This window comes from Halobacillus sp. (assembly GCF_049282395.1).
In the GTDB taxonomy this organism is placed as follows: domain Bacteria; phylum Bacillota; class Bacilli; order Bacillales; family Halobacillaceae; genus Halobacillus.
On sequence record NZ_JBAPTY010000026.1, the window covers coordinates 1 to 22,437 of the forward strand.

The 22,437-nt window shown below is 40.0% G+C and carries 23 protein-coding genes and 2 tRNA genes; 22 read left to right on the plus strand and 3 right to left on the minus strand.

Annotation, left to right across the window (positions count from 1 at the left end):
* The 3 genes from WAM07_RS01130 to uvrC all read left to right on the plus strand — a co-directional run.
* A partial coding sequence (locus WAM07_RS01130) for an electron transfer flavoprotein subunit alpha/FixB family protein (RefSeq protein ID WP_422164058.1) occupies positions 1-426 on the plus strand: 426 nt, incomplete at its 5' end.
* Positions 427-561: 135 nt separating this feature from the next.
* Positions 562-876, plus strand: coding sequence for a thioredoxin (gene trxA / locus WAM07_RS01135; RefSeq protein ID WP_422164060.1), 315 nt, complete (start codon positions 562-564; stop codon positions 874-876).
* A gap of 174 nt (positions 877-1,050) precedes the next feature.
* Positions 1,051-2,847: an excinuclease ABC subunit UvrC gene (uvrC, locus tag WAM07_RS01140; protein ID WP_422164062.1), complete on the plus strand. Its 1,797-nt coding sequence runs from the start codon at positions 1,051-1,053 to the stop codon at positions 2,845-2,847.
* Between the two features lie 15 nt (positions 2,848-2,862).
* Here uvrC and WAM07_RS01145 read toward each other — a convergent pair whose 3' ends face one another.
* Positions 2,863-3,306, minus strand: coding sequence for a YslB family protein (locus WAM07_RS01145; protein ID WP_422164064.1), 444 nt, complete (start codon positions 3,304-3,306; stop codon positions 2,863-2,865).
* 282 nt (positions 3,307-3,588) lie between these two features.
* Here WAM07_RS01145 and WAM07_RS01150 point away from each other — a divergent pair, with 282 nt between their 5' ends.
* The 14 genes from WAM07_RS01150 (at position 3,589) to WAM07_RS01215 (ending at position 15,209) form a co-directional block, all read left to right on the plus strand.
* A complete protein-coding gene (locus WAM07_RS01150) occupies positions 3,589-4,209 on the plus strand; it encodes a succinate dehydrogenase cytochrome b558 subunit (protein WP_422164066.1) in 621 nt (206 codons plus the stop codon).
* A 42-nt stretch (positions 4,210-4,251) separates the two neighbouring features.
* Positions 4,252-6,003, plus strand: a complete 1,752-nt coding sequence (sdhA, locus tag WAM07_RS01155; protein ID WP_422164068.1) for a succinate dehydrogenase flavoprotein subunit — start codon at positions 4,252-4,254, stop codon at positions 6,001-6,003.
* Positions 6,004-6,018: 15 nt separating this feature from the next.
* A complete protein-coding gene (gene sdhB / locus WAM07_RS01160; protein ID WP_422164069.1) occupies positions 6,019-6,783 on the plus strand; it encodes a succinate dehydrogenase iron-sulfur subunit in 765 nt (254 codons plus the stop codon).
* A gap of 127 nt (positions 6,784-6,910) precedes the next feature.
* Positions 6,911-9,235, plus strand: a complete 2,325-nt coding sequence (locus tag WAM07_RS01165; RefSeq protein ID WP_422164071.1) for a sensor histidine kinase — start codon at positions 6,911-6,913, stop codon at positions 9,233-9,235.
* Positions 9,232-9,882 (plus strand): response regulator transcription factor, encoded by a 651-nt coding sequence (locus WAM07_RS01170; protein ID WP_422164073.1) that lies wholly within the window; start codon positions 9,232-9,234, stop codon positions 9,880-9,882. The genes WAM07_RS01165 and WAM07_RS01170 overlap by 4 nt, the downstream gene beginning before the upstream one ends.
* A gap of 97 nt (positions 9,883-9,979) precedes the next feature.
* Complete coding sequence (locus WAM07_RS01175) at positions 9,980-10,204, plus strand: helix-turn-helix domain-containing protein (protein ID WP_014643940.1); 225 nt, start codon at positions 9,980-9,982, stop codon at positions 10,202-10,204.
* A 174-nt stretch (positions 10,205-10,378) separates the two neighbouring features.
* Positions 10,379-10,840, plus strand: coding sequence for a MarR family winged helix-turn-helix transcriptional regulator (locus WAM07_RS01180; RefSeq protein ID WP_422164075.1), 462 nt, complete (start codon positions 10,379-10,381; stop codon positions 10,838-10,840).
* A gap of 21 nt (positions 10,841-10,861) precedes the next feature.
* Positions 10,862-11,692: a glutamate racemase gene (racE, locus tag WAM07_RS01185; RefSeq protein WP_422164077.1), complete on the plus strand. Its 831-nt coding sequence runs from the start codon at positions 10,862-10,864 to the stop codon at positions 11,690-11,692.
* Between the two features lie 111 nt (positions 11,693-11,803).
* Complete coding sequence (locus WAM07_RS01190; protein WP_422164079.1) at positions 11,804-12,892, plus strand: GerMN domain-containing protein; 1,089 nt, start codon at positions 11,804-11,806, stop codon at positions 12,890-12,892.
* A 131-nt stretch (positions 12,893-13,023) separates the two neighbouring features.
* Positions 13,024-13,794: a ribonuclease PH gene (gene rph, locus WAM07_RS01195; RefSeq protein WP_422164081.1), complete on the plus strand. Its 771-nt coding sequence runs from the start codon at positions 13,024-13,026 to the stop codon at positions 13,792-13,794.
* A complete protein-coding gene (locus tag WAM07_RS01200; protein WP_422164082.1) occupies positions 13,791-14,387 on the plus strand; it encodes an XTP/dITP diphosphatase in 597 nt (198 codons plus the stop codon). Before rph ends, WAM07_RS01200 begins: the two co-directional genes overlap by 4 nt.
* A gap of 13 nt (positions 14,388-14,400) precedes the next feature.
* Positions 14,401-14,928 carry a metallophosphoesterase gene (locus tag WAM07_RS01205; RefSeq protein WP_422164084.1) on the plus strand — a complete coding sequence of 176 codons (528 nt, stop codon included), beginning with the start codon at positions 14,401-14,403 and terminating at the stop codon, positions 14,926-14,928.
* A gap of 101 nt (positions 14,929-15,029) precedes the next feature.
* Positions 15,030-15,103: transfer RNA gene (locus WAM07_RS01210), tRNA-Gly, on the plus strand.
* Between the two features lie 32 nt (positions 15,104-15,135).
* Positions 15,136-15,209: transfer RNA gene (locus WAM07_RS01215), tRNA-Arg, on the plus strand.
* A 226-nt stretch (positions 15,210-15,435) separates the two neighbouring features.
* On the opposite strand, the gene WAM07_RS01220 is transcribed toward WAM07_RS01215, so the two are convergent.
* Positions 15,436-15,693 (minus strand): hypothetical protein, encoded by a 258-nt coding sequence (locus WAM07_RS01220; protein WP_422164085.1) that lies wholly within the window; start codon positions 15,691-15,693, stop codon positions 15,436-15,438.
* Between the two features lie 315 nt (positions 15,694-16,008).
* Positions 16,009-17,382 carry a M28 family peptidase gene (locus tag WAM07_RS01225; protein ID WP_422164086.1) on the minus strand — a complete coding sequence of 458 codons (1,374 nt, stop codon included), beginning with the start codon at positions 17,380-17,382 and terminating at the stop codon, positions 16,009-16,011.
* Between the two features lie 747 nt (positions 17,383-18,129).
* On the opposite strand from WAM07_RS01225, the gene qoxA reads away from it, so the two are divergent.
* The 5 genes from qoxA to WAM07_RS01250 are packed head-to-tail and all read left to right on the plus strand — an operon-like array spanning position 18,130 to position 22,339.
* Positions 18,130-19,119 carry a cytochrome aa3 quinol oxidase subunit II gene (gene qoxA, locus WAM07_RS01230; protein ID WP_422164088.1) on the plus strand — a complete coding sequence of 330 codons (990 nt, stop codon included), beginning with the start codon at positions 18,130-18,132 and terminating at the stop codon, positions 19,117-19,119.
* Positions 19,120-19,136: 17 nt separating this feature from the next.
* The gene (qoxB, locus tag WAM07_RS01235) at positions 19,137-21,074 is read left to right on the plus strand and encodes a cytochrome aa3 quinol oxidase subunit I (RefSeq protein WP_422164090.1); all 1,938 of its coding nucleotides are present in this window, start codon (positions 19,137-19,139) and stop codon (positions 21,072-21,074) included.
* 1 nt (position 21,075) lies between these two features.
* Positions 21,076-21,681 carry a cytochrome aa3 quinol oxidase subunit III gene (qoxC, locus tag WAM07_RS01240; RefSeq protein ID WP_422164091.1) on the plus strand — a complete coding sequence of 202 codons (606 nt, stop codon included), beginning with the start codon at positions 21,076-21,078 and terminating at the stop codon, positions 21,679-21,681.
* Between the two features lies 1 nt (position 21,682).
* Entirely contained in the window at positions 21,683-22,063 is a 381-nt protein-coding gene (locus WAM07_RS01245; RefSeq protein WP_422164093.1) for a cytochrome C oxidase subunit IV family protein, read from the plus strand.
* Positions 22,064-22,099: 36 nt separating this feature from the next.
* On the plus strand, positions 22,100-22,339 hold the full coding sequence (locus WAM07_RS01250; protein WP_422164095.1) for a hypothetical protein: 240 nt from the start codon (positions 22,100-22,102) through the stop codon (positions 22,337-22,339).
* Positions 22,340-22,437: the final 98 nt, after the last annotated feature.

The window sequence follows — 22,437 nt, forward strand, 5'->3', positions numbered from 1 at the left end:
ACCATCATTAAAGATGTTATCAAGAAATCTTCTGAGGGTGTGGACTTATCGGAAGCTAAAGTTATTGTGGCCGGGGGTCGTGGCGTTAAGAGTTCAGAAGGGTTTGAACCCTTACAAGAGCTGGCAGACACCCTTAATGGAACAGTAGGAGCATCTCGTGGTGCTTGTGATGCAGGATACTGTGATTATTCACTTCAGATTGGTCAAACTGGTAAAGTGGTTACTCCGGACTTATATATTGCCTGCGGGATTTCTGGTGCTATTCAGCACTTGGCAGGTATGTCGAACTCTAAAGTAATTGTTGCGATTAATAAAGACCCTGAGGCAAACATCTTTAATGTAGCAGATTATGGGATAGTAGGGGATTTATTTGATGTAGTACCGAAGCTGATTGAGGAAGTTAAACAAATGAAAGTCAATGCATAAATTTAAAAAGCCGAAGCCAATTTATTGGCTTCGGCTTTTGTTCCATGTTTAAATAGGGTATAAACAAATTGTTAGTCACTAAAAATAGATAGTGATATACTCTAATCAGAATAAAAGTTCGAGGAGGAATAGAGAATGGCAATTGTAAAAGGAACAGATCAAAATTTCACTAACGAAACAAATGAAGGTTTAGTACTAGCAGATTTCTGGGCTCCATGGTGCGGACCTTGCAAAATGATCGCACCGGTTCTTGAAGAACTGGATGAAGAAATGAGCGATCAAGTAAAAATTGTTAAACTTGATGTAGATGAGAACCAGGAAACTGCTGGTAAGTATGGAGTAATGAGTATTCCGACATTATTGCTCTTTAAAGATGGTAAAGTCGTAGACCAGGTCATCGGCTTCCAGCCAAAAGAGCAGTTAGCTGAACTCATCTCAAAACACGCGTAAGAAAAATCTTTCAGAAGGACCGCGTTGCATAGCAGCGCGGTTCTTTTTATAGAAAAGAAATTTCAAATGCTCTCTTCTAAGGAAGAAAGCACATTGTAATTGTTTGTTTTTTGTATAATATTTCCTTCGTGTGATACGTTTAATATAGATTTCTAATATATGGAGTGAAATCCTATGAATTCAACAATAAAAGAAAAGCTGGCTGTGTTACCAGACCAACCGGGCTGCTACCTCATGAAAGATAAAAATGGAACGATTATTTACGTAGGTAAATCCAAAGTTTTAAAAAATCGCGTGCGTTCCTATTTTACTGGAGCTCATGATGGAAAAACCCAGCGTCTAGTGAGAGAGATTGTAAACTTTGAATATATTGTTACGACATCTGAGATAGAAGCGCTAATTCTTGAGATGAACTTGATAAAAAAATATGATCCAAAATATAACGTATTATTGAAAGATGATAAAACTTATCCTTATTTAAAGATTACTGCAGAGCGGCATCCCCGTCTGATTGTGACCAGAAATGTAAAAAAAGATAATGGTAAATATTTTGGACCCTATCCGAACGTAATTGCTGCCAGGGAAACAAAAAAATTGCTGGATCGTTTATATCCCCTTAGAAAATGTAACACGATGCCTGATCGTGTTTGTCTTTATTATCACATGCATCAGTGTCTAGGCCCCTGCGAATACCCTGTATCTAAGGAAACGAACCAGGAAATTGTACAGAACATTACCTCATTCTTGAGCGGCGGCCATGCGGATATTAAAAAGGACCTTAAAAAGCGAATGTATGAAGCTTCAGAATCTCTTGATTTTGAGCGAGCTAAGGAACTTCGTGACCAAATTGAACATATCGAGTCGGTTATGGAACAGCAGAAAATGACCATGAATGATCAGATAGACAGAGACATTTTTGGATATTCATACGATAAAGGCTGGATGTGCGTGCAGGTATTCTTTGTACGAAGAGGTAAATTGATCGAAAGAGATGTTGCTTTGTTTCCATTCTTTGATGATCCAGAGGAAACGTTCCTCAGTTATATTGGCCGGTTCTATCTCCACCAGAATCATCCTTATCCGAAACAAGTACTTGTACCCGTGGCTACCAGCACAGAAGTTCTTGAAGGGGTGCTTGAAACCAAGGTTCACATCCCTATGAGAGGGCGTAAGAAAGAACTAGTCGAGCTAGCCATGAAAAATGCAAGTATCGCTTTAGAGGAAAAGTTCGCTCTTATCGAAAGAGATGAAGAGCGTACAATTAAAGCAGTCGAGGCATTAGGGGAGCATATGAATATTGAAACTCCACATCGAATTGAAGCATTTGATAATTCCAATATTCAAGGAGCAGACCCTGTGTCTGCTATGGTAGTATTTATTGACGGAAAGCCAAATAAGAAGGAATACCGAAAGTATAAAGTGCGTGATGTAAGTGGACCGGATGATTACGATACAATGAGAGAAGTAGTTCGAAGAAGGTATAAGCGAGTACTTAAAGAGGAATTACCTCTACCAGACTTAATCGTAGTGGATGGTGGAAAAGGTCAAATGTCAGCTGCTATGGATGTTCTTGAAAATGAACTTGGACTCGATATTCCTTTATGTGGTCTGGCGAAAGACGATAAACATAAAACCAGTGAACTCCTCTATGGAGAACCACCGGCTATTATGAATCTTGATCGTAATTCTCAAGAATTTTATCTTGTGCAGCGGATTCAGGATGAAGTCCACCGGTTCGCTATTTCGTTCCACCGTCAGCTTAGAGGAAAAGGGGCGATTCAGTCAGAATTAGATAAAATTCCAGGAGTCGGACAAAAACGTCGCCGATTACTGCTGAGGCATTTTAAGTCTGTACCTGAAATTAAAAATGCTGGTCTTCAGGATCTGACTAAATTAGGGATCCCTGAGCCTGTGGCCAATACCATTCTTATCCATTTAAATCAGGAGGAACCAGAGTCAGCTGAAGAATAGATCGCTGGTTCTGTATTACGTGATCATAGCTGTAAGTTCTATGTATTTCTCTTTTGTGTACTTTTCTTCCAGACATTCATAGGTTTGACCTGTGAGTGTCTGAATGGTTTCAGCTAAAAATCCGCATTCTAATCGGTAATCAATGTTAAAGAGGTCCTGGCTTAATCGTTTCTCGATTATATGCCCGGTCAGCCTAAAAATCATTACTTTTTTCTTTTCTTTGATCAATGAGAGATCTCCCCATCCCATATATTGAAAAAATTCATAAAGTTCATCGTAATTATTAATCATTGTTTTGCGTGCCATGTTTTTACCCATAAGGTATAACAGGTAAGGGGCATCCTGACCAAGGAAATCAGGTAAGGTTTGGTAGCGCATGATATCATAACCTGCACCTGTGGTGATCAGCGATGATATAATATTCTTGTCTATTTTTGTGGATTCTTCCAATACACTCATTCCTTTCTATTTTATTATCACCCGAAATGCGACGTGGCGCAATAATTATTGTTTCATTTTATAGAAAGGAAATAAATGTGTATTTTTGAGCATTTTATAGACTGGCTTTCTTGACGCTCCTAGTGGATAGAAGTACAATAAATATGTCACAAACTGTACATTTAACAGAGGGTGAATGGGTAAAGGGGATTTGTTTATTATTTTTGAGCGATTGTAAAGCGCTTAACTGTCTGAAAAATTTTCAAATTCATTCTTTCTGTTATCATTTTGAGGGGGGTAAACATGGCGGGAACACGCGGATATGTTAATCGAAGGCTACATTCATTATTAGGGGTAGTTCCCATCGGGATCTTTCTGCTTCAACACTTAACTGTGAACTTTTTTGCAACACGTGGTCCAGAAGCATTCAATGCAGCAGCTCATTTTATGGAGAGCTTGCCATATCGATATGTTTTGGAAATATTTATTATTTTCTTACCACTATTATTCCATTCAATTTATGGAGTATATATCGCATTCACAGCTAAGAGTAATTTGTCGAACTTCGGGTATTTCAGAAACTGGATGTTTATGCTTCAGCGTATTACAGGTATTCTGACTTTAATTTTCGTAGCTTGGCACGTGTGGGAAACAAGGATTTCCATCGGCTTCGGCTGGGCAGAACTTAACTATTCTTTAATGGAAGGTATCCTTACGGAGCCATTCTTTTTCTGGTTCTACATAGTAGGGGTGATTTCAACTACTTTCCACTTTGCTAACGGTCTTTGGTCTTTCTGTGTAAGCTGGGGAATTACTGTTTCTCCACGTTCACAGCTAATCATGACTTATGCAAGCATAGTAGTTTTTGTCGCTATATCTTATATCGGTGTACGTACACTGATTCAATTCGCATACGGAATATAATTATACGCAGATATATAGTATTTAAGGGAGTGAGCTTCAATCATGACTAATCGAAATATTATTGTTGTCGGAGGGGGTCTAGCAGGCCTGATGGCAACAATTAAAGCAGCAGAGCAAGGGGTTCACGTGGACCTGCTCTCTATTGTACCTGTTAAACGCTCTCACTCTGTTTGTGCTCAGGGAGGAATTAACGGCGCTGTCAATACAAAAGGTGAAGGAGACTCTCCTTGGGAACACTTTGATGATACCGTTTATGGCGGAGATTTCTTAGCTAACCAGCCTCCTGTTAAGGCTATGTGTGATGCAGCACCTGGAATCATTCACTTATTAGATCGTATGGGGGTCATGTTTAACCGTACTCCTGAAGGTCTTTTGGATTTCCGTCGTTTCGGAGGAACCCAGCACCACCGTACGGCCTTTGCGGGTGCTACGACAGGTCAGCAGCTTTTATATGCTCTTGATGAACAAGTAAGAAGGCACGAAGTTAATGGACTCGTAACGAAGTATGAAAACTGGGAGTTCCTATCGGCCATTGTTGACGATGATGGAGTTGGCCGGGGCGTTATGGGCCAGAATTTAAGTGATCACGAAATTAAAGCATTCCCTGCAGATGCTGTAATTATGGCTACAGGTGGTCCTGGAATTATCTTTGGTAAGTCAACTAACTCTGTTATTAATACAGGGTCAGCAGCAGGGGCACTTTACCAGCAAGGTGTAAGTTACGCTAATGGTGAATTTATTCAGATTCACCCTACAGCGATTCCGGGTGATGATAAACTTAGGCTTATGAGCGAATCAGCACGAGGAGAAGGTGGACGAGTCTGGACCTATAAAGACGGAGAACCGTGGTATTTCCTGGAAGAAAAATATCCAGCTTACGGTAACCTTGTGCCAAGGGACATAGCAACCCGTGAAATTTTTGATGTATGTGTTAACCAGAAACTTGGTATTAACGGTGAAAACATGGTGTACCTTGACCTTTCTCATAAAGATCCTAAAGAATTAGATGTAAAACTTGGAGGCATCATTGAAATCTACGAAAAATTCGTAGGAGATGATCCTAGGAAAGTACCTATGAAGATATTCCCTGCGGTTCACTATTCTATGGGAGGCATGTGGGTTGATTTCGATCAAATGACTCATATTCCAGGAATATTTGCTGCTGGTGAGTGTGATTATACTCAGCATGGCGGAAATCGCTTAGGTGCTAATTCCCTGTTATCTTCGATTTATGGCGGAATGGTAGCTGGTCCAAATGCTGTGAAATACACGGAAGGTCTGGAAACCATATCTGAGGATATGAGTTCAGCTCTATTCGATAAGAAATTAAAAGAAGAACAGGCCAAGTTTGATGAGATTATGAAGATGGATGGCGATGAAAACGCCTACCAAATACACAAAGAGCTTGGGGAATGGATGACTGATAACGTAACAGTAGTCCGTGAGAATGAGAAGTTACTTAAGACAGATGAAAAAATACTTGAGCTTATGGATCGTTACAAGCGGATTAATATTAATGATACGTCCCGCTGGAGTAACCAGGGTGCAATGTTTACTCGTCAGCTTTGGAATATGCTTCAGTTAGCGCGGGTGATTACACAGGGCGCTTATAATCGAAATGAAAGCCGCGGTGCCCATTATAAGCCTGAATATCCTGATCGTAACGATGAAGATTGGCTGAAAACAACTGTAGCGAGCTATGATAAAGAAAATAATAAACCAGTTTTCAATTACGAGGAAGTTGATACTTCCTTAATTGAGCCTCGTAAACGCGACTACTCGAAAAGTAAATAAAGGAGGTCATTGATGATGAGCGAAAACAAAACGATTACGTTTATTATTACACGCCAGGATCATCCGGATGAATCTGCCTATGATGAAAAATTCGAAATTCCTTATCGTGAAAATATGAATGTTATATCAGCACTTATGGAAATCCGCCGTAATCCTGTCAATGCAGATGGAAAACCCACCACTCCCGTTTATTGGGATATGGGATGTTTAGAAGAAGTTTGCGGAGCATGTTCGATGGTTATCAACGGTACGCCGAGACAGTCTTGTACGGCTCTAGTCGATCAGTTGGAGCAGCCGATAAGGCTTGCACCAATGACGACTTTCCCTGTAACACGCGACCTTGCGGTAGATCGAAGCCGCATGTTTGATTCACTGAAAAAAGTAAAAGCATGGGTGCCTATTGACGGAACTCATGACCTTGGACCAGGGCCGAAAATGGCAGAGAGTAAGCGTCAGTGGGCATATGAGTTATCTAAATGTATGACATGCGGTGTGTGTCTGGAAGCATGTCCAAACGTTAATAGTAAAACTGATTTTATAGGCCCGGCTGCTTTATCTCAAGTTCGTTTATTCAATTCTCATCCTACAGGTGCAATGAACAAAAGTGAGCGATTGCAAACAATTATGGATGAAGAAGGACTTATGGGATGCGGAAATGCCCAAAACTGTGTCCAGTCTTGTCCAAAAGGAATCCCTTTAACTACTTCTATTGCTGCTTTATATCGCGATACAGCTATTGAATCGTTTAAGAGTTTCTTTGGTAGTGACTCAAGAGTGTAAGATCATAAGGTCAGTAAAACCCCCTTCCTTTTAGTGGAAGGGGGTTTTACTTTGGTATATTTAATGGTTTGAGAGGCTTGCTAGTGATAGTATAATAGATATAATTGATTTTAGGTAAGGTGATCTTATGCAGAAATTCAAGTGGCGTCACTTGGTTGTATTATTGTTCTTTATTATATCCGCTGGTTACTTATCCGTCCTTTCCATTACTCAGCCTTTCCTTGGAATCGATTTGGAAAAACAAGGGGACAACTGGGTGATTACAAATATTGATATGGGGAGCTGGGCGGATCGTGAAAATATACCTATAGGTTCAAGCGTTTCCAGCATTGAAGGAAATGCACCAGAGGACCATTTTAGTGTTTCTATGTTTGAGGAAGTAGAGTTAGCGAACTCTTTTACAATTCAGACCTCCGCACGACCATTCGTTTATGAGAACATTGAGCAGAAAGGCCCTCTGCACTGGACTCTTTTTATCATTATCCCTATTTTATTTTTTCTTTCTATACTGGCGATCGCTTATCTTGTTCATAAACGAGTTCCTAAAAGGTATTCTGCGAATCAATTAATTATTTTCTTTTTAACTATAGCGACAGGGTACTTAAGTAATAGTGGGGCTGTGCGGGATGATTTGTACAGCATCTTTCTAAACACTTCTTTATTCTTAGTGGCTCCTGTCATCCTCATGCACTTTTTATACAATTATTTTCAAGAGCTTAATATTTATTGGTTTTCTAAGAAAATCGTCTATTCTTTATACGTTTTCGTCATTGCCGTATCCAGTTTGGAAGGAGTATTTTTATATAGTCATAATTATCCTGATGCTTTTGGTTCTATCCCGGGATGGCTGCTTATGGTCCTTTACATTTTTTTATTTAGTGTCATTTATAAAGGTCTTTATATTTATAAAGAATCACCCGTGGGGTCTATATTCAAATACATGAGTGTTGGTATGACTGTCGCTTTCTTTCCCTACATTTGGCTGTACCTTGTTCCTGCTTTACTGTTCGGTGTGAAAATTATATCAATTGAGGTAGGGGCTTTTTTCTTAGTTGCCTTACCTATAACATTTATGTATCTAATTACTCGCGAACGTCTAATTGATATAAACTTTGTTATCAGCCGCGTTCGTTACTATGCTTTATTATCAATTATCCCTAGTGTGCTTTTAACGTTGGGTATCACCTGGCTAATGGAAACAATATCATCTAGAGTTACTTATGTTCAGATTTATCTGCTCATTCATATTGTCTTTATTATGTTTCTTTCCATAAAGGAAGTATTGGATTTCCGTTTGCAAAGGTATTTGTTTTCGGCTCGGTACAGCTATCAGGAAAGTATGCACCGAATGTCTAAGGACATGAAAGATCAGTCGAATGCCGTTGATTTGATGAAAGTCATGCGAGATGAAATTAGAAATGTAATGAATGTTAAAGAAATTTATATCTATTCTAAGCATAATAAGAAGAATATGTATTGTGTGTACGATCAAATTCCCGATGATATTTTAAAGCACTTTGACCGCGAACTTATCAGTTATAATTATGATATTGGTTCCATTATAGAAACTGAAAAAGGGTTCGGCGTTATTGTGGGATACTCTTTGGAAAAGTTAACCATGCTCTGGTGTAAAGGAAAAAAAGATTACACTAACTTGAACCGTGACGAAAAGACCTATCTTCAGACGATATCCCATAACGCAAACATTGCCATTGAAAATATGAGTCTTATTGAAGATCTGGTAAAAGAATTGCAAACTCTAAAAAGTGATAATACTCAAAAGTACCCGACATGGTTATCCCGTCTGCTTTTCACAATTGCGGAAAATCAGCGAAAGCAATTGTCTATTGATCTTCATGATACCGTTTTACAGGAACAACTGTATTTATACCGCAAAATGGATGATTTGATTGCGCACCGCCATGCTTTAGAGCCAACTCTTCAAGCAGAATTAAATATGTACAAAGAATCGTTGCTTGATAGTATTCACCTAATTAGAGAAACCTGTAATGAACTAAGACCTGCTTTTATAGAAGAGTTAGGATTGGTGCAGTCATTAAAGAATTTAATTCATCAATATCAATTACGCTCAAATTTCACGGTTTATTTTAGAAGTGATGAATTTAAGGCTGGCTTAGATCAGGAACGTATTCTTGCCATCTTTCGTGTTGTGCAGGAATTACTTACCAACGCTATGAAACATTCAGAAGCTAAAATAGTAAAGCTATCATTATCGAATGATGAAGAACTAGTCCACTTATTTTACTCAGATAATGGACTGGGGATGGATTATTCTTTTAAGCGTGATCTATTTTCACACATCGGGTTGTCTGGGATTGAACAGCGGGTAAACGGGCTTAATGGAAATCTTGAAATTGACACATCACCCGGTGCTGGATTTAGAATGACGATAACTTTTCCTTATGCAGCTAAGAAGGAGGTCCATGTATGACTAAAGTATTAATTGTCGATGATCATCCGGCAGTTGGAGCAGGAACCAAAACCATGCTGGAGCAAGAAAGTGATATGAAGGTAGATGTTATTGACCATTGTGATAAAGTAGAGGACCTTCTCAAGCAGCATTTGTACGACATTTTGTTGCTTGATTTATATATGCCAGGAATGAATGGAATTGAACTTGCCACGCAAATACGTAAACACTATCCGGATCTTACCTTGCTAATTTACACAGGGTTTGATCTCAGTACTCACTTTAACATGCTGGTGGAAGCAAATATTAATGGCTTCGTAAGTAAGACAGCGACGAGTGAACAACTCGTTACTGCTATTCGTTGTGCGCTTAGGGATGAAGTGGTTATTCCGCTCCACCTCTTTAAACAGTTAAGGCGTTCCGAAGCAAGTGTCAGCCAAACAAATGAGTCGCAGGAAGGGTCGGGGCTTTCTTTAAATGAAAAGGAACAGTCGATTCTTAAGGAAGTAGCTTCAGGGTTTACCAATCGGGAAATTGCTCAAGCCCTTCATATGTCGCAAAGAAGCGTAGAATACACACTTACTGGCATTTTTAATAAACTTAATGTACGATCAAGAACAGAAGCTCTCTTTAAAGCCCAGGAACTCGGGCTTGTGTCTAAATCATAATAGGGTGACACACGGCAGCCGGTTAAGTCATACGATAAAATGACTAAATAATTCCCCTCAATCCTCATGCTCAAGGACAACAAGGAGGGGTACGCTTGTGAAGGAGGAGGGCTATCGGCCAACACAAATTCTAACCAAGCGGGAGCGAGAAGTTTTTGAGCTTCTGGTCCAAGACAAGACAACAAAGGAAATCGCAAAAGAGCTCTTTATTTCAGAGAAAACTGTGCGGAATCACATTTCAAACGCCATGCAAAAGCTAGGGGTGAAAGGACGCTCACAGGCAGTTGTAGAACTGCTTCGTATGGGTGAACTGGAACTTTAAATCTCCATAGAACAGCAAAGATATGGCTTGTTTGAAATGGGAGGACCTTTCAGGTATTGCACAAAGGTAGCAATACCTGAAAGGGTTTTTAATAAGGAATAATTTTTATCTTGAATTTTTGTCTATAAACCACGAGAATGAGACATACAGAGAAATTCGTGAGGAGTGCTGAATGTGTCCAATCAATTACAAGCGTCCATTATAGCTGATGTGGAAAAAGAGCTCAGATACATATCTGGAATTATCAAACAAAGAGGACGAGTAATTTTAAACCACTATCCTATAACCGCCCCGCAATTTGTTGCTTTGCAGTGGCTACTTGAAAAAGGGGATATGACCATTGGTGAATTGTCCGATTATATCCACCTTGCATGCAGTACCACTACTGATTTAGTGGACCGCATGGAAAAAAATAAACTGGTTGAAAGAGTTAGGGATTTAAAGGATCGCAGAGTTGTTAGGATTCATGTTCTTCAAAAAGGTGAACAAATTATTCATGAGGTCATTGCAAAACGTCAAGATTATTTAAAAGAAGTGTTGAAAGATGTTACCACCGACGATGTGGAAACATTAAACAACTTATTGCAAGTCCTTCATGAAAAAATGCGTGACGCTGATCAGGAGCAATTTGATTAAGGATTAAAAGAGGGATGTAACGTGAAACAGCAGTCAATTGGTGTTATTGATTCAGGTGTAGGTGGATTGACAGTAGCTCGGGAACTCATGCGTCAATTACCAAAAGAATCTTTCATTTATTTAGGAGATACCCGAAGATGCCCGTATGGCCCTAGATCTGAAGAAGAAGTCCGGGTCTTTACTTGGCAAATGGTAAATTATTTGCTAGCAAAAAATATAAAAATGCTTGTGGTAGCCTGCAATACAGCTACAGCGTATACACTTGCAGAACTGCAGGATGAACTTGATATACCTGTGGTTGGTGTCATTGATCCGGGAGCAAGAGCAGCTATTAAATTTAGTAATAATAAACGTATTGGAGTTATTGGCACCGAAGGAACAATAAAAAGCAAGGCTTATCCTAAAGCGTTAAAGTCCATTGATCAGTCTATCAAGGTCAATGATCTAGCTTGCCCGCCTTTTGTACCTATGGTTGAAGAAGGCATTCTTTCAGGTCCTGAAGCAGAAGGAATTGTCGCTCGCACTTTGCAGCCATTAAAGGCTATGAATCATATTGATACCTTGATTTTGGGCTGCACCCATTATCCTTTGATTAGAGATTTGGTTCAAAATGAAATGGGAGATCATATTCAAGTGATAAGTTCCGGAGAAGAGACAGCAAGAGAAGCAAGTTTCATGCTTGCCTACCATAAAATGCTGGAAAAAGGAAAAGAGCCGCCTGTCTATGAATTTTATACAACAGGGGATGTAGAAAAGTTCAGAATGATTGCAAACAGCTGGTTCGATGACCCGGTGGAAATCGTGAGGCTTGTAGAATTAGAACACGTTCAAAGCACTGCTTATTATCAATAAGTGGTGTTTTTTTTATGTTAATCGAATAAGATACAGTTAAAAAAAACTGTGGTCTATTCCTTTCTTGGGCTCGTATATATGGTAGTACAATCAATCTCAGGAGGGGAAATGATGAAGAAGACTGGATATAAACCCTATTTAATTGCGGTTTTGTTATTAATAAGCTCAGGACTTTTAAGCGGCTGCTTATTTGAGGGAGAACAAACTTTAGAAAAAATGGATGCACCGGAGGAAACAACAGTCACTGAACCAGAAATGGATAGTGAAGCTGCATCACCGGAAGGAGAGACGAAAGAAGAGGGAGAAACTACTGAAGAGGAGTCGGTATCCGGTACGGTAGAGAGGGAGCTTTATCTATTGGATGCTAACGGCATGGTGGTTCCCCAAACTCTTGAACTTCCTGCGTCCGAAGAAGCAGCGACTCAGGCACTTGAATACTTAGTTAAGGATGGTCCAGTAACGAATTTACTGCCTAATGGATTTCAAGCGGTTTTGCCGGCAGGTACCGAAATTTTGGGTCTCAACCCGGAGGCCGATGGAACGATGGTGGTAGATGTTTCACCTGAATTCAAGAATTATGAGGAAAAGGATGAACAAAAAATCCTTCAAGCCATGACGTACACCTTGACGCAGTTTGAAAATGTAAAACGAATCAAACTGTGGATCAATGGTCATGAACAAGATGTTATGCCAGTCGGTGGGACCCCTCTAACGGATGGGGTTTCCCGCTCCAATGGAATCAATATTCATGTAGGTGACCAAACGGATGTAGTCGATAGTGAAGCGGTAACTGTCTATTTTCCAACTCAAAATGGCGATCAGGTTTATCAAGTTCCTGTTACCACACGAGTTAAGAAGGATGACGACAACTACTCCTCCGTGGTCCAAGCCCTTCTAAACGGACCTGCACTCGGAACCTCACTTCTTCACCCTTTTAATGAAGGTGCACAGGTGACAGGTACGGATCTGAAGAATGGGGTTTTGAAGCTATCTTTTAACGAAGCAATATTATCCGGTGAAAAACAAAAGTCGCTATCTGATGAAGCGTTAGCCAGTCTGGTCATGAGTTTAACCGATCTTTCAGACGTTGAATCCGTAGAAGTGCAGGTCGAGGGCACGGAGCAGGTTATGAAAGAATCAGGGGAACCTCTGGTAGAACCCGTAAGTCGATCTGATATCAATAAAGCTGAAGAATTGTAAAATGGAAAGGGGTGCCGGCAAAGGTGCCCTTTTTCTTTTTGGAAGCGGAGAAGAACAGACTTACTACCGAGCAGCTATAAATTGTGTTAAGATGGGCTAGGATAATGGAGTAGAAGAAGGAGGCGGCTTTAATGAGAAACGATCAAAGAAAAGCAAATCAATTAAGAAAAGTGACGATAGAAACTGATTATGTTAAACATCCGGAAGGTTCGGTATTAATAAGTTTTGGAGATACAAAAGTAATTTGTAATGCCAGTATTGAGGACCGTGTCCCACCTTTTTTACGAAACCAGGGAAAAGGCTGGATCACGGCTGAATATGCTATGCTCCCGAGAGCGACGGAGAATAGAAACATCCGGGAGTCTTCAAAAGGAAAAGTTTCAGGACGTACGATGGAAATCCAACGTTTAATTGGACGTGCGCTCCGGGCAGTAGTGGATTTAGATAAAATTGGCGAGCGGACACTATGGGTAGACTGTGATGTTATCCAAGCAGATGGAGGAACACGAACAGCTTCTATAACAGGGGCATTTGTTGCTGTGGTCCTTGCATTAGGTAAATTGGTGAATAACAAATCCATTAAAGAGCTGCCGATTAGCGATTATTTAACCGCTATATCTGTAGGTGTACTTCCAGAAGGAGAAGAAGTACTGGATTTATGTTATGAAGAAGATAGCAAGGCCCAAGTAGATATGAACGTTGTCATGACTGGAAATGGAGAATTTGTAGAACTCCAGGGTACGGGTGAAGAAGCGACTTTCTCTATGCCCCAACTACAGACGATGCTTTCATTGGCTCAAGAAGGAGTTACTGAGCTTGTGGAACTTCAGCGAGAAGCAATTGGAGAATGGGCAGAGGTTATTTCTGCTAAACAAGCAGCACAAACGGGGGGTCAATCGTGAAAGAGGTTTTAATTGCAACAAAAAATGCTGGAAAAGTCGGTGAGTTTCAGGAGCTTTTTGCTGCTTATGATATAGCGGTTAAGTCTTTACTTGATTTTGATGAACAGATGACGGATATTGAAGAGACCGGTACCACCTTTGCTGAAAATGCAGCTATAAAAGCAGAGGCTGCAATGGATCACTATCAAATTCCGGTGATTGCAGATGATTCAGGTCTTGAAATTGATGCATTGGATGGAGCACCGGGTGTTTACTCGGCCCGATATGCCGGGAAAGATAAAGATGACGATAAGAACATGGAGAAAGTGCTTGATGAGCTAATAGATACGCCATTGGAAAAGAGGACGGCCCGTTTTGTCTGCGCAATAGCCGTAGCCCGACCGAATGAAGACACCTTCGTGAAAACCGGGATATGTGAAGGCAGTATTGCTCTAATGTCCAGAGGAACGAATGGTTTTGGGTATGACCCGATTTTTATTCCAAAAGGGTCTGATCGAACGATGGCTGAGCATACTTCTGAAGAAAAGAATTCCATAAGTCATCGACATTATGCTATCCTGCAAATAGAGGAATGGTTAAAAGATCAATCGTAAAGAGGTGGTCGAGATGCCAAAAGTATTAATCATTAGTGACAGCCACGGGCTGGAACAGGAGTTAATGGACGTGAAAAAACGTCATCAGCATGAAGTAGACGCTATGCTTCACTGTGGGGATTCTGAACTTAGTTATGATTCGAAGGAATTGGAAGGCTTCTATTATGCAAAAGGGAATTGTGATTTTGAACCAGAAATGGAAGATAATCAGGTGGTTTCAGTAGGGGATATTACTTTTCTAGTTACTCATGGTCACCTTTACCAAATTAAATCTACACTGATGCCACTTTCCTACAAAGCTGAAGAAGTAGGAGCTCAAATAGCTTGTTTTGGTCATTCCCACATTGCAGGAGCTGAAAAAGTGAATGAAAAGCTGTTTATTAACCCGGGGAGCTGCCACCTTCCTAGAGATCGGCAGGAGCCAACGTACGCTATCCTTGAATGGACTTCTCTTGACCAATTGAAGTTACAATTCTTTCATATCAATGGGGATGTAATGCCGGAACTATACATGGAAACATCACTTGCAGCAAAGGAATAATTCTTTGCTGCAATCCTGTTGACAAATATAAGAGTTCTTATTATAATAGATTTTGTCCGCTTAAACGATACAGAAATTTGGAGTTAACAAATTCCATAAATGCGGGTGTAGTTTAGTGGTAAAACCTCAGCCTTCCAAGCTGATGATGAGGGTTCGATTCCCTTCACCCGCTCCATATCATAATTTAAATTGAAAATACTTAATCTTGTCCCAGTAGCTCAGTAGGATAGAGCAACAGCCTTCTAAGCTGTGGGTCGGGAGTTCGAATCTCTCCTGGGACACTAACTAATAAAACGCTGAATCCTTTTTTCTAAAGGATTCAGCGTTTTTCTTAGGTTATAAACTTGTTTAATAAAGCCAGACAAATATAACGATAGGTAACGGTTCTGAAGTATAAATATTTGAAATATACCTGGCTAGGGTTAATGAAGCGCATGGGTGACATAAATGTATTGCACTATTTAAAATGAAGCATGATTTCACCAATTTATCCAGGATCAATGAACACTAGGATGACAATCTAACCAAATCCAGGCCGCTTTGCATCAGGTTAAACTTTAGACAACTTTGGTCAAAATATACTTCCAGGTAAGGTTTTGATTCGAGGGGATAGTATCTGATGAAGAACGTGTGGTGTCCCGTTAGATCTCTTAAGTACGATTCAGTTAGCAATTCTTTTAATAATATTAATTCTCGATTTGGTGTCTTTACATTCATGTCAGCTGATAGGTAACCATCGCTTTCAAGTTTATGCAATAAATTCAATAGCAGAACCCTCCTCTTTAGGATAGTTTAAACTAAATCTATACTACTATTATTTGCATACTAAAGGGGTAACGCAATCAGAATTTTTGTCGGATTAGATAGAAAAAAGTCTTATAGGGGTGGCTGTTTGCTACAATTTGGAGGTTCCCGAGAAGGGTGGGCTAAGCAGGTAGCAGTTCTGTATGGTGGCATTTGTTTTAATGACCGATCTAAGTGGGTGTATAGCCCTTTTCTTGAATTATTTTTGAAAAGCGCTGAAACCTTCATTTAAGGTATCAGCGCTTATGTTAAACAGTAATAGATTGCCAGCTGCTTTTAAAGGGGTCTGTTGTCAAACTCATAATGAACTGGTCCGGGTGCAACCTGTGCGTTTTCAAGTGCTGGAGTATCCGGACGTGCAATTTGATAGACAGCAGCTCCAACAATTTCTGTAGTTTCTTTCAACTTATCTTTACTAATCTTATCCACTGTATCTTCAGGAGAATGATACCATGGCTCAAGGGGTGCATGTATGAATAAAGCAGACGGAATACCACGTTCAAAGAAGGGGACGTGGTCACTGCGGCCGAGTTGTCCGTATTCCACAACTTCTGCTACCCTGGCTCCCGCAGCGGCCCCTAAATCGGTTACCAGATTCTTTTCTCCATCAGGTGTAAACATAATTAAATCTCCAGAATCACGACTTCCTATCATATCCATTTGAAAATGGGCGACCGTTCGATGAACTTCATCTTCACTTAAGGTGCCTGCATAGTAGTAAGAACCAATTAGCCCCTTCTCTTCAGCACCGAATGTCATAAATCGCAATTCAGTATCGGTTGGAGTATTGGCCATTATTTTGGCTAGTTCCAGTATTCCCGACACACCTGATGCATCATCGTTAGCACCTGGGCCTCCAGCTACAGAATCATGGTGAGCACCAACCGTAATAATTTGACCATTATCTTTGTTTTTGTGAGGTTTCATTGTAGCAATGACATTGTATGAAGTTTTATCAATTACTCCCGCATCTTGAACAGAAATTTCTGCATTTACTTCTTCTGATTCGAGTTGGTTCACAAGGGATAAACCTGTTTCTCGGTCTATAGCTACAGCTGGTATATTCTGTCCTTCATATGTATAACCGAAATCATTGCCTTCTGCTCCTTCTCGGTTAAACATGATGACTCCAATAGCGCCTTTATTTATTACATTTTGGACTTTTTCATAAAAACTAATAGAGCCTCGTTCAATTAACGCGATTTTACCTTTCACTGAGTCAGTTACTTCTTCTGAAGTTGCTAAACCAACAAATTGAAGTTTTGAATTTACTGTCCCGTTTACTGACCCATTAAAGGTGCGGACGTCTTCGCGAAAAACTGTGTCATTAAGAACGATGGAAGAAACACCTCCGTACCAGTCTTGAAAAGTAAAAGGCTGTAATTCCGTATCATATCCATAGCTGTCAAACTTTCCTTTTATGTACTGGACCGCTTGATATTCGCCTTCTGTTCCAGCTTCTCTTGGTTCTTTTGAAAGGAAATCTACTCGTTCATAGAGTCGATCAGCACTAATTTTTTTAATAACCTTGTTATCGAAGGCATGATCACTATTGCTGTTAAGAACAGGGGGGGCAGCATCAACTGTGGCTGGAGCAGAACTTAAAATTAATCCAGCAGCTAACATCATTTTCATTGCTTTTTTTGGCATTTACTTATTCCTCCTTAAATATGTGGCTCGTTGTACTCTAACTATATTTCATTTCACAAAAAATGGAAATGAAGCTTATTTAAGATTAAGAGAAGGTTAGATTATTAGGCCAACTTAGGGCCTATACCAAAAATGGAAGTTTCTGAAGCAAGCTGTCGAATATATGATTAGAAGTGTCTGCTTTATCAATTACGGGTAATGGTAGAAAAGGTGAATGATACTTAAGAATCAATTTCCTAAAATATTGCCAGCAGTGGTATTTTACCGTGTATTAATTACCGGTCTGGCGTTTAGAGGAGGGAAGAAATTATTTATGGAACAAATGAATTTGTTCAACGATGACCCGCTGAATATACCGAAAACGGTTCTTTCTCCAATAGAGTGTAATAAAAAACTAAATTCTCAGGATTTTGCAGCGAACCAGAAATTATTTTCAGAATATGTAAAGATGATCCAAAGGCAACATAAATGTTCATGGTTCGAAGCAAGGCAGTTGTTTTTTAAGATCAGGGATATATCATAGAACGTCCGAATGAGTGTAATGAAGAGGCTGGAATTAAAAGTTAATAAACGGATGTCAAATCATAGAATGCAAACTAGAAAAATTATTGTAAAGTGTGAGAGATAAATGACAATTTTATTAACTTGAGCTATTATTCTACATTTTTTGCTATAATACAGGCAGTTGGCACTAAAAAAAGGATCTACCTAATTAGATAGAATAATAGAAAAGGAGTGTACTTCTCAGTGAAAAACATAAACCGGTTGTTTAAAAAGGGATTGGCTTTACTGCCGCTCAGTCTGGTCTTGCTGTTAACCGGCTGTAATAGCGATCTTGCTATTTTAGATCCCAAAGGCCCTGTAGCCCAAACTCAAAAAGACCTCATTTTATACTCCGTCTATTTTATGTTGTTTATAGTGGTTGTCGTATTTGCAGCCTTTACGTATATGGTCGTAAAGTACAGAGCGAATAGACCGGGTCGTAAGGATACCGATTATGATCCTGATATGCACGGAAACAACAAAATTGAAGTAATTTGGACGGTTATTCCTTTTATTATTGTTATTGCCTTAAGTATTCCAACTGTTGATACATTATTTCAATTAGAAAAACCACCGGAAGCAGAGGCAAATGAAGAAGAACAGGAACCTCTGGTTATCCACGCAACTACAGCGGATTGGAAATGGTTTTTCAGTTATCCGGAAGAGAACATAGAGACGGTGAATTATTTGCATATTCCGACAGATCGGCCGATTGAGTTTAAATTATCTTCTGCTGACGCTATGACTGCTCTGTGGATTCCACGACTCGGTGGTCAAAAGTATAATATGGCAGGAATGATGAACACTCATTATCTTGAAGCGGATGAAGAGGGTGTCTATAAAGGCAGGAACTCAAACTTCAATGGAGAAGGTTTTACGAAACAGACGTTTGAGGTTTATGCAGAAAGTCCTGAAGCGTATGATCAATGGGTGAGTGAGACCCAAAATCAGGCGCCAGAACTAACTCAGGATAGGTATGATGAATTACTTACGCCTGGTTTGACGGAAGAACATGAGTTTTCATCTACTCACTTAGCCTGGGTTAATCACGGAAACCATGAGGGGATGGATTATGCCATTAATCGTCACTTTGAAAAATATGGTGAATTAATGCATTTAGAGAGTCATCAGGATGCTGGAGACTTTATGGATGAAGAAAATAATGACGATCATGAAAGCGACAGAGATCATTAGGAAGCAGGTGAGTAATTTTGCAACTAGACGAATTTTTTGTAACCGGTGAACCTCTCATTTACGCGGGAATGGTTTCCATTGCCCTCGTGACGATCTCCATTTTATTTTTCTTAACGTATTATAAGAAATGGGGATGGCTCTGGCGTGAGTGGCTTACAACGGTGGACCATAAAAAAATAGGAATTATGTATATTTTAAGTGCTCTTGCGATGTTATTCCGCGGGGGCGTAGATGCTATGATGATGAGGACGCAGCTGGCGTTTCCGAATATGAACTTTTTAAACGCCCAGCACTATGACGAAATCTTTACCACGCACGGTACAGTTATGATTATTTTCATGGCCATGCCGTTTTTGATTGGGCTTATGAACTTTGTTGTGCCTTTGCAGATTGGGGCAAGGGACGTAGCCTTTCCTTATTTAAATGCTTTAAGCTTCTGGTCCTTTTTGTTCGGGGCTATGCTGTTTAACATATCGTTTGTTATTGGTGGCTCTCCAGATGCCGGATGGACAAGTTATACGCCGCTGGCAGGAGCTGCCATGAGTCCGGGACCAGGACAAAACTTTTACCTCCTGGGCTTACAGTTATCAGGTATTGGTACATTAGCAACGGGTATTAACTTTATGGTAACCATCTTGAAAATGAGAGCTCCAAAAATGAGAATGTTTCAGATGCCGATCTTTACCTGGTCCACTTTGATTACATCTTTCATTATTGTATTTGCTTTCCCTATTTTAACGGTTGCTTTAGCTCTAATGTCGCTCGACCGTATATTCGGAGCTCAATTCTTTACCTTAACAGGTGAAGGTATGCCGATGATGTGGGCGAACTTGTTCTGGATGTGGGGACATCCTGAAGTTTATATTGTGATACTTCCTGCATTCGGTATATTTTCTGAGGTCATTTCAGCATTTGCCCGTAAGCAATTATTCGGTTACAAAGCTATGGTGTGGGCGATCATATTAATCGCTGGATTGAGTTTCCTTGTATGGGTCCACCACTTCTTTACTATGGGTGCTGGTGCTTTTGTAAACTCGGTCTTCTCTATTTCGACCATGCTTATTGCTGTGCCGACCGGGGTGAAAATATTCAACTGGCTGGGGACATTGTATAAATCTAAGATTAATAACACAGTAGCTATGATGTGGGCCCTTGCTTTTATACCAAGTTTCGTCATCGGTGGAGTTACCGGAGTTATGCTTGGTATGGCCTCCGCGGACTATCAATTCCATAACACCTACTTCCTGGTCGCACACTTCCACTATGTATTAATTGCTGGTACGGTATTTGCCTGCTTCTCAGGTCTTGTGTTCTGGTATCCGAAAATGTTCGGTCATAAGCTAAATGAAAGACTCGGAAGATGGAGTTTCTGGTTCTTTGTTATTGGATTCCATGTCTGTTTCTTCCCGCAATACTTTGTAGGTTTAGATGGAATGCCGCGTCGTGTCTTTACCATTATTCCTGAGTGGATGCCACTGAACATTATTTCTACAGTAGGTGCATTTGGAATGGGAGCTGGTTTTGCCATTTTCGTATTCACCATTCTTTACAGCTATCGTTATAGTGAACGCGAGAAAACAGGAGATAGTTGGGATAATGGAAGAACGCTTGAATGGGCTACTCCTACTCCTGTACCTTTTTACAACTTTGCAACGCTTCCGCATATCGACAGTCAGGATGCCTATGTGAAGTTAAAACAAGAAGGTAAAACGACGTTTGAAGAAGATAAAGTAGAGCCTATTCATATGCCTAGCAACACGGGACAGCCTTTCATTATGATGGCTTTCATGTTTGTTGCAGGATTTGGACTTGTATTTGAATGGATGTGGATGGCTGTAGGCGGTTTACTTGCCGTATTCGTAATGATGGTTATCCGTTCCTTTGACTATGACGAAGGCTTCCATGTAGAAGTAGATGAAATCAAGCGTACTGAACGCTCGGCAAGGAGGTTATAATATGAGTTCTCATGAGCTGAAAACAGGGCCTTTAGAATATAGAACTGAAGAAGGTCGTCTGACCATTCTTGGATTCTGGATATTCTTAGGAGCAGAAATTGTATTGTTTGCTACACTCTTTGCCACTTATGCAGTATTATTCGGCAGGACAGCTGATGCTCCTTCTCCTGGAGAGCTTTTTGAAGCAAAAACTTTAATGATCATGACGTTTATGCTTTTAACAAGTAGTTTTACTTGCGGAATCGCTATCCATGAAATGAGACGAGGATCGGTTAAAGGATTACGGAACTGGATGATCGTCACCTTGTTCCTTGGGCTTGGATTCCTGGGTTTTGAAATTTATGAGTTTATTCACTACTCCCATGAAGGGGCAACACTTCAGTCTAGTGCTTACTGGTCATCTTTCTTTACGCTGGCAGGAACACACGGATTACACGTTACCCTTGGTATTGGCTGGGCAACTCTCCTGCTTATACAATTAACACAGCGAGGTTTAACTCCTAAAACCAGCCGTAAATTCTTTGTGATAGGTCTTTACTGGCACTTTCTGGACGTAGTATGGATTTTCATTTTCACAAGCGTTTATCTGATAGGGATGGTGGTTTAGCATGACAGATCATAAAAAACGTATTCCTACTCAACACATTATTGGTTTTTTCTTGTCAATAACGTTAACCTTAGTAGCTGCTTGGGCAGCTCTGCAATCAGATTTGTCTGTTAGATGGATTATCATCGGTATAATGGCTTTAGCGATAATTCAAGCTGGTATTCAGTTGTTTATGTTTATGCACGTTGTAGAACCTGAGAGTCAAGGTGGTCATATTCCTTGGAATATGATGTTTCATGGCGGCGTTCTCGCGACCATTCTTGTTGCCGGTTCCTTGTTCACCATGTCCTTTGGCTTCAGTCATGATCATGACGGTGATGGTCAAAATCAGCAGGAACAGCATAGTGAAATAGAAGATTCTACAGAGCATTCTGGCCATTAATTAGAAATGTAATTTAATCATCTGGTGGTGATGTATATGAAATTAAATGAAAAAGTTCATGATTGTGAAAATAATCAAGCCACGGAAATATTATCCCAAAAACATGTCATTGGTTTTATGCTCTGTATTTTACTATCAGCTATTTCTTTATGGGGAGCACTCTATACAGCTTACTCGCCTAAGTTAGTACTTTACGCCGTTTCTGGATTGGCTTTCACTCAGGCGATCTTCCAATTATTCCATGTTCAGCTTCAAAACCAAAAGACGTACAGATAAATTAAACCCTCTACTTATAAAGTAGAGGGTTTGTTTTTTTATTGAAATTCTTTTTGGTACTTACCATGGCTGCTGACTATATACACGATGAACATGAT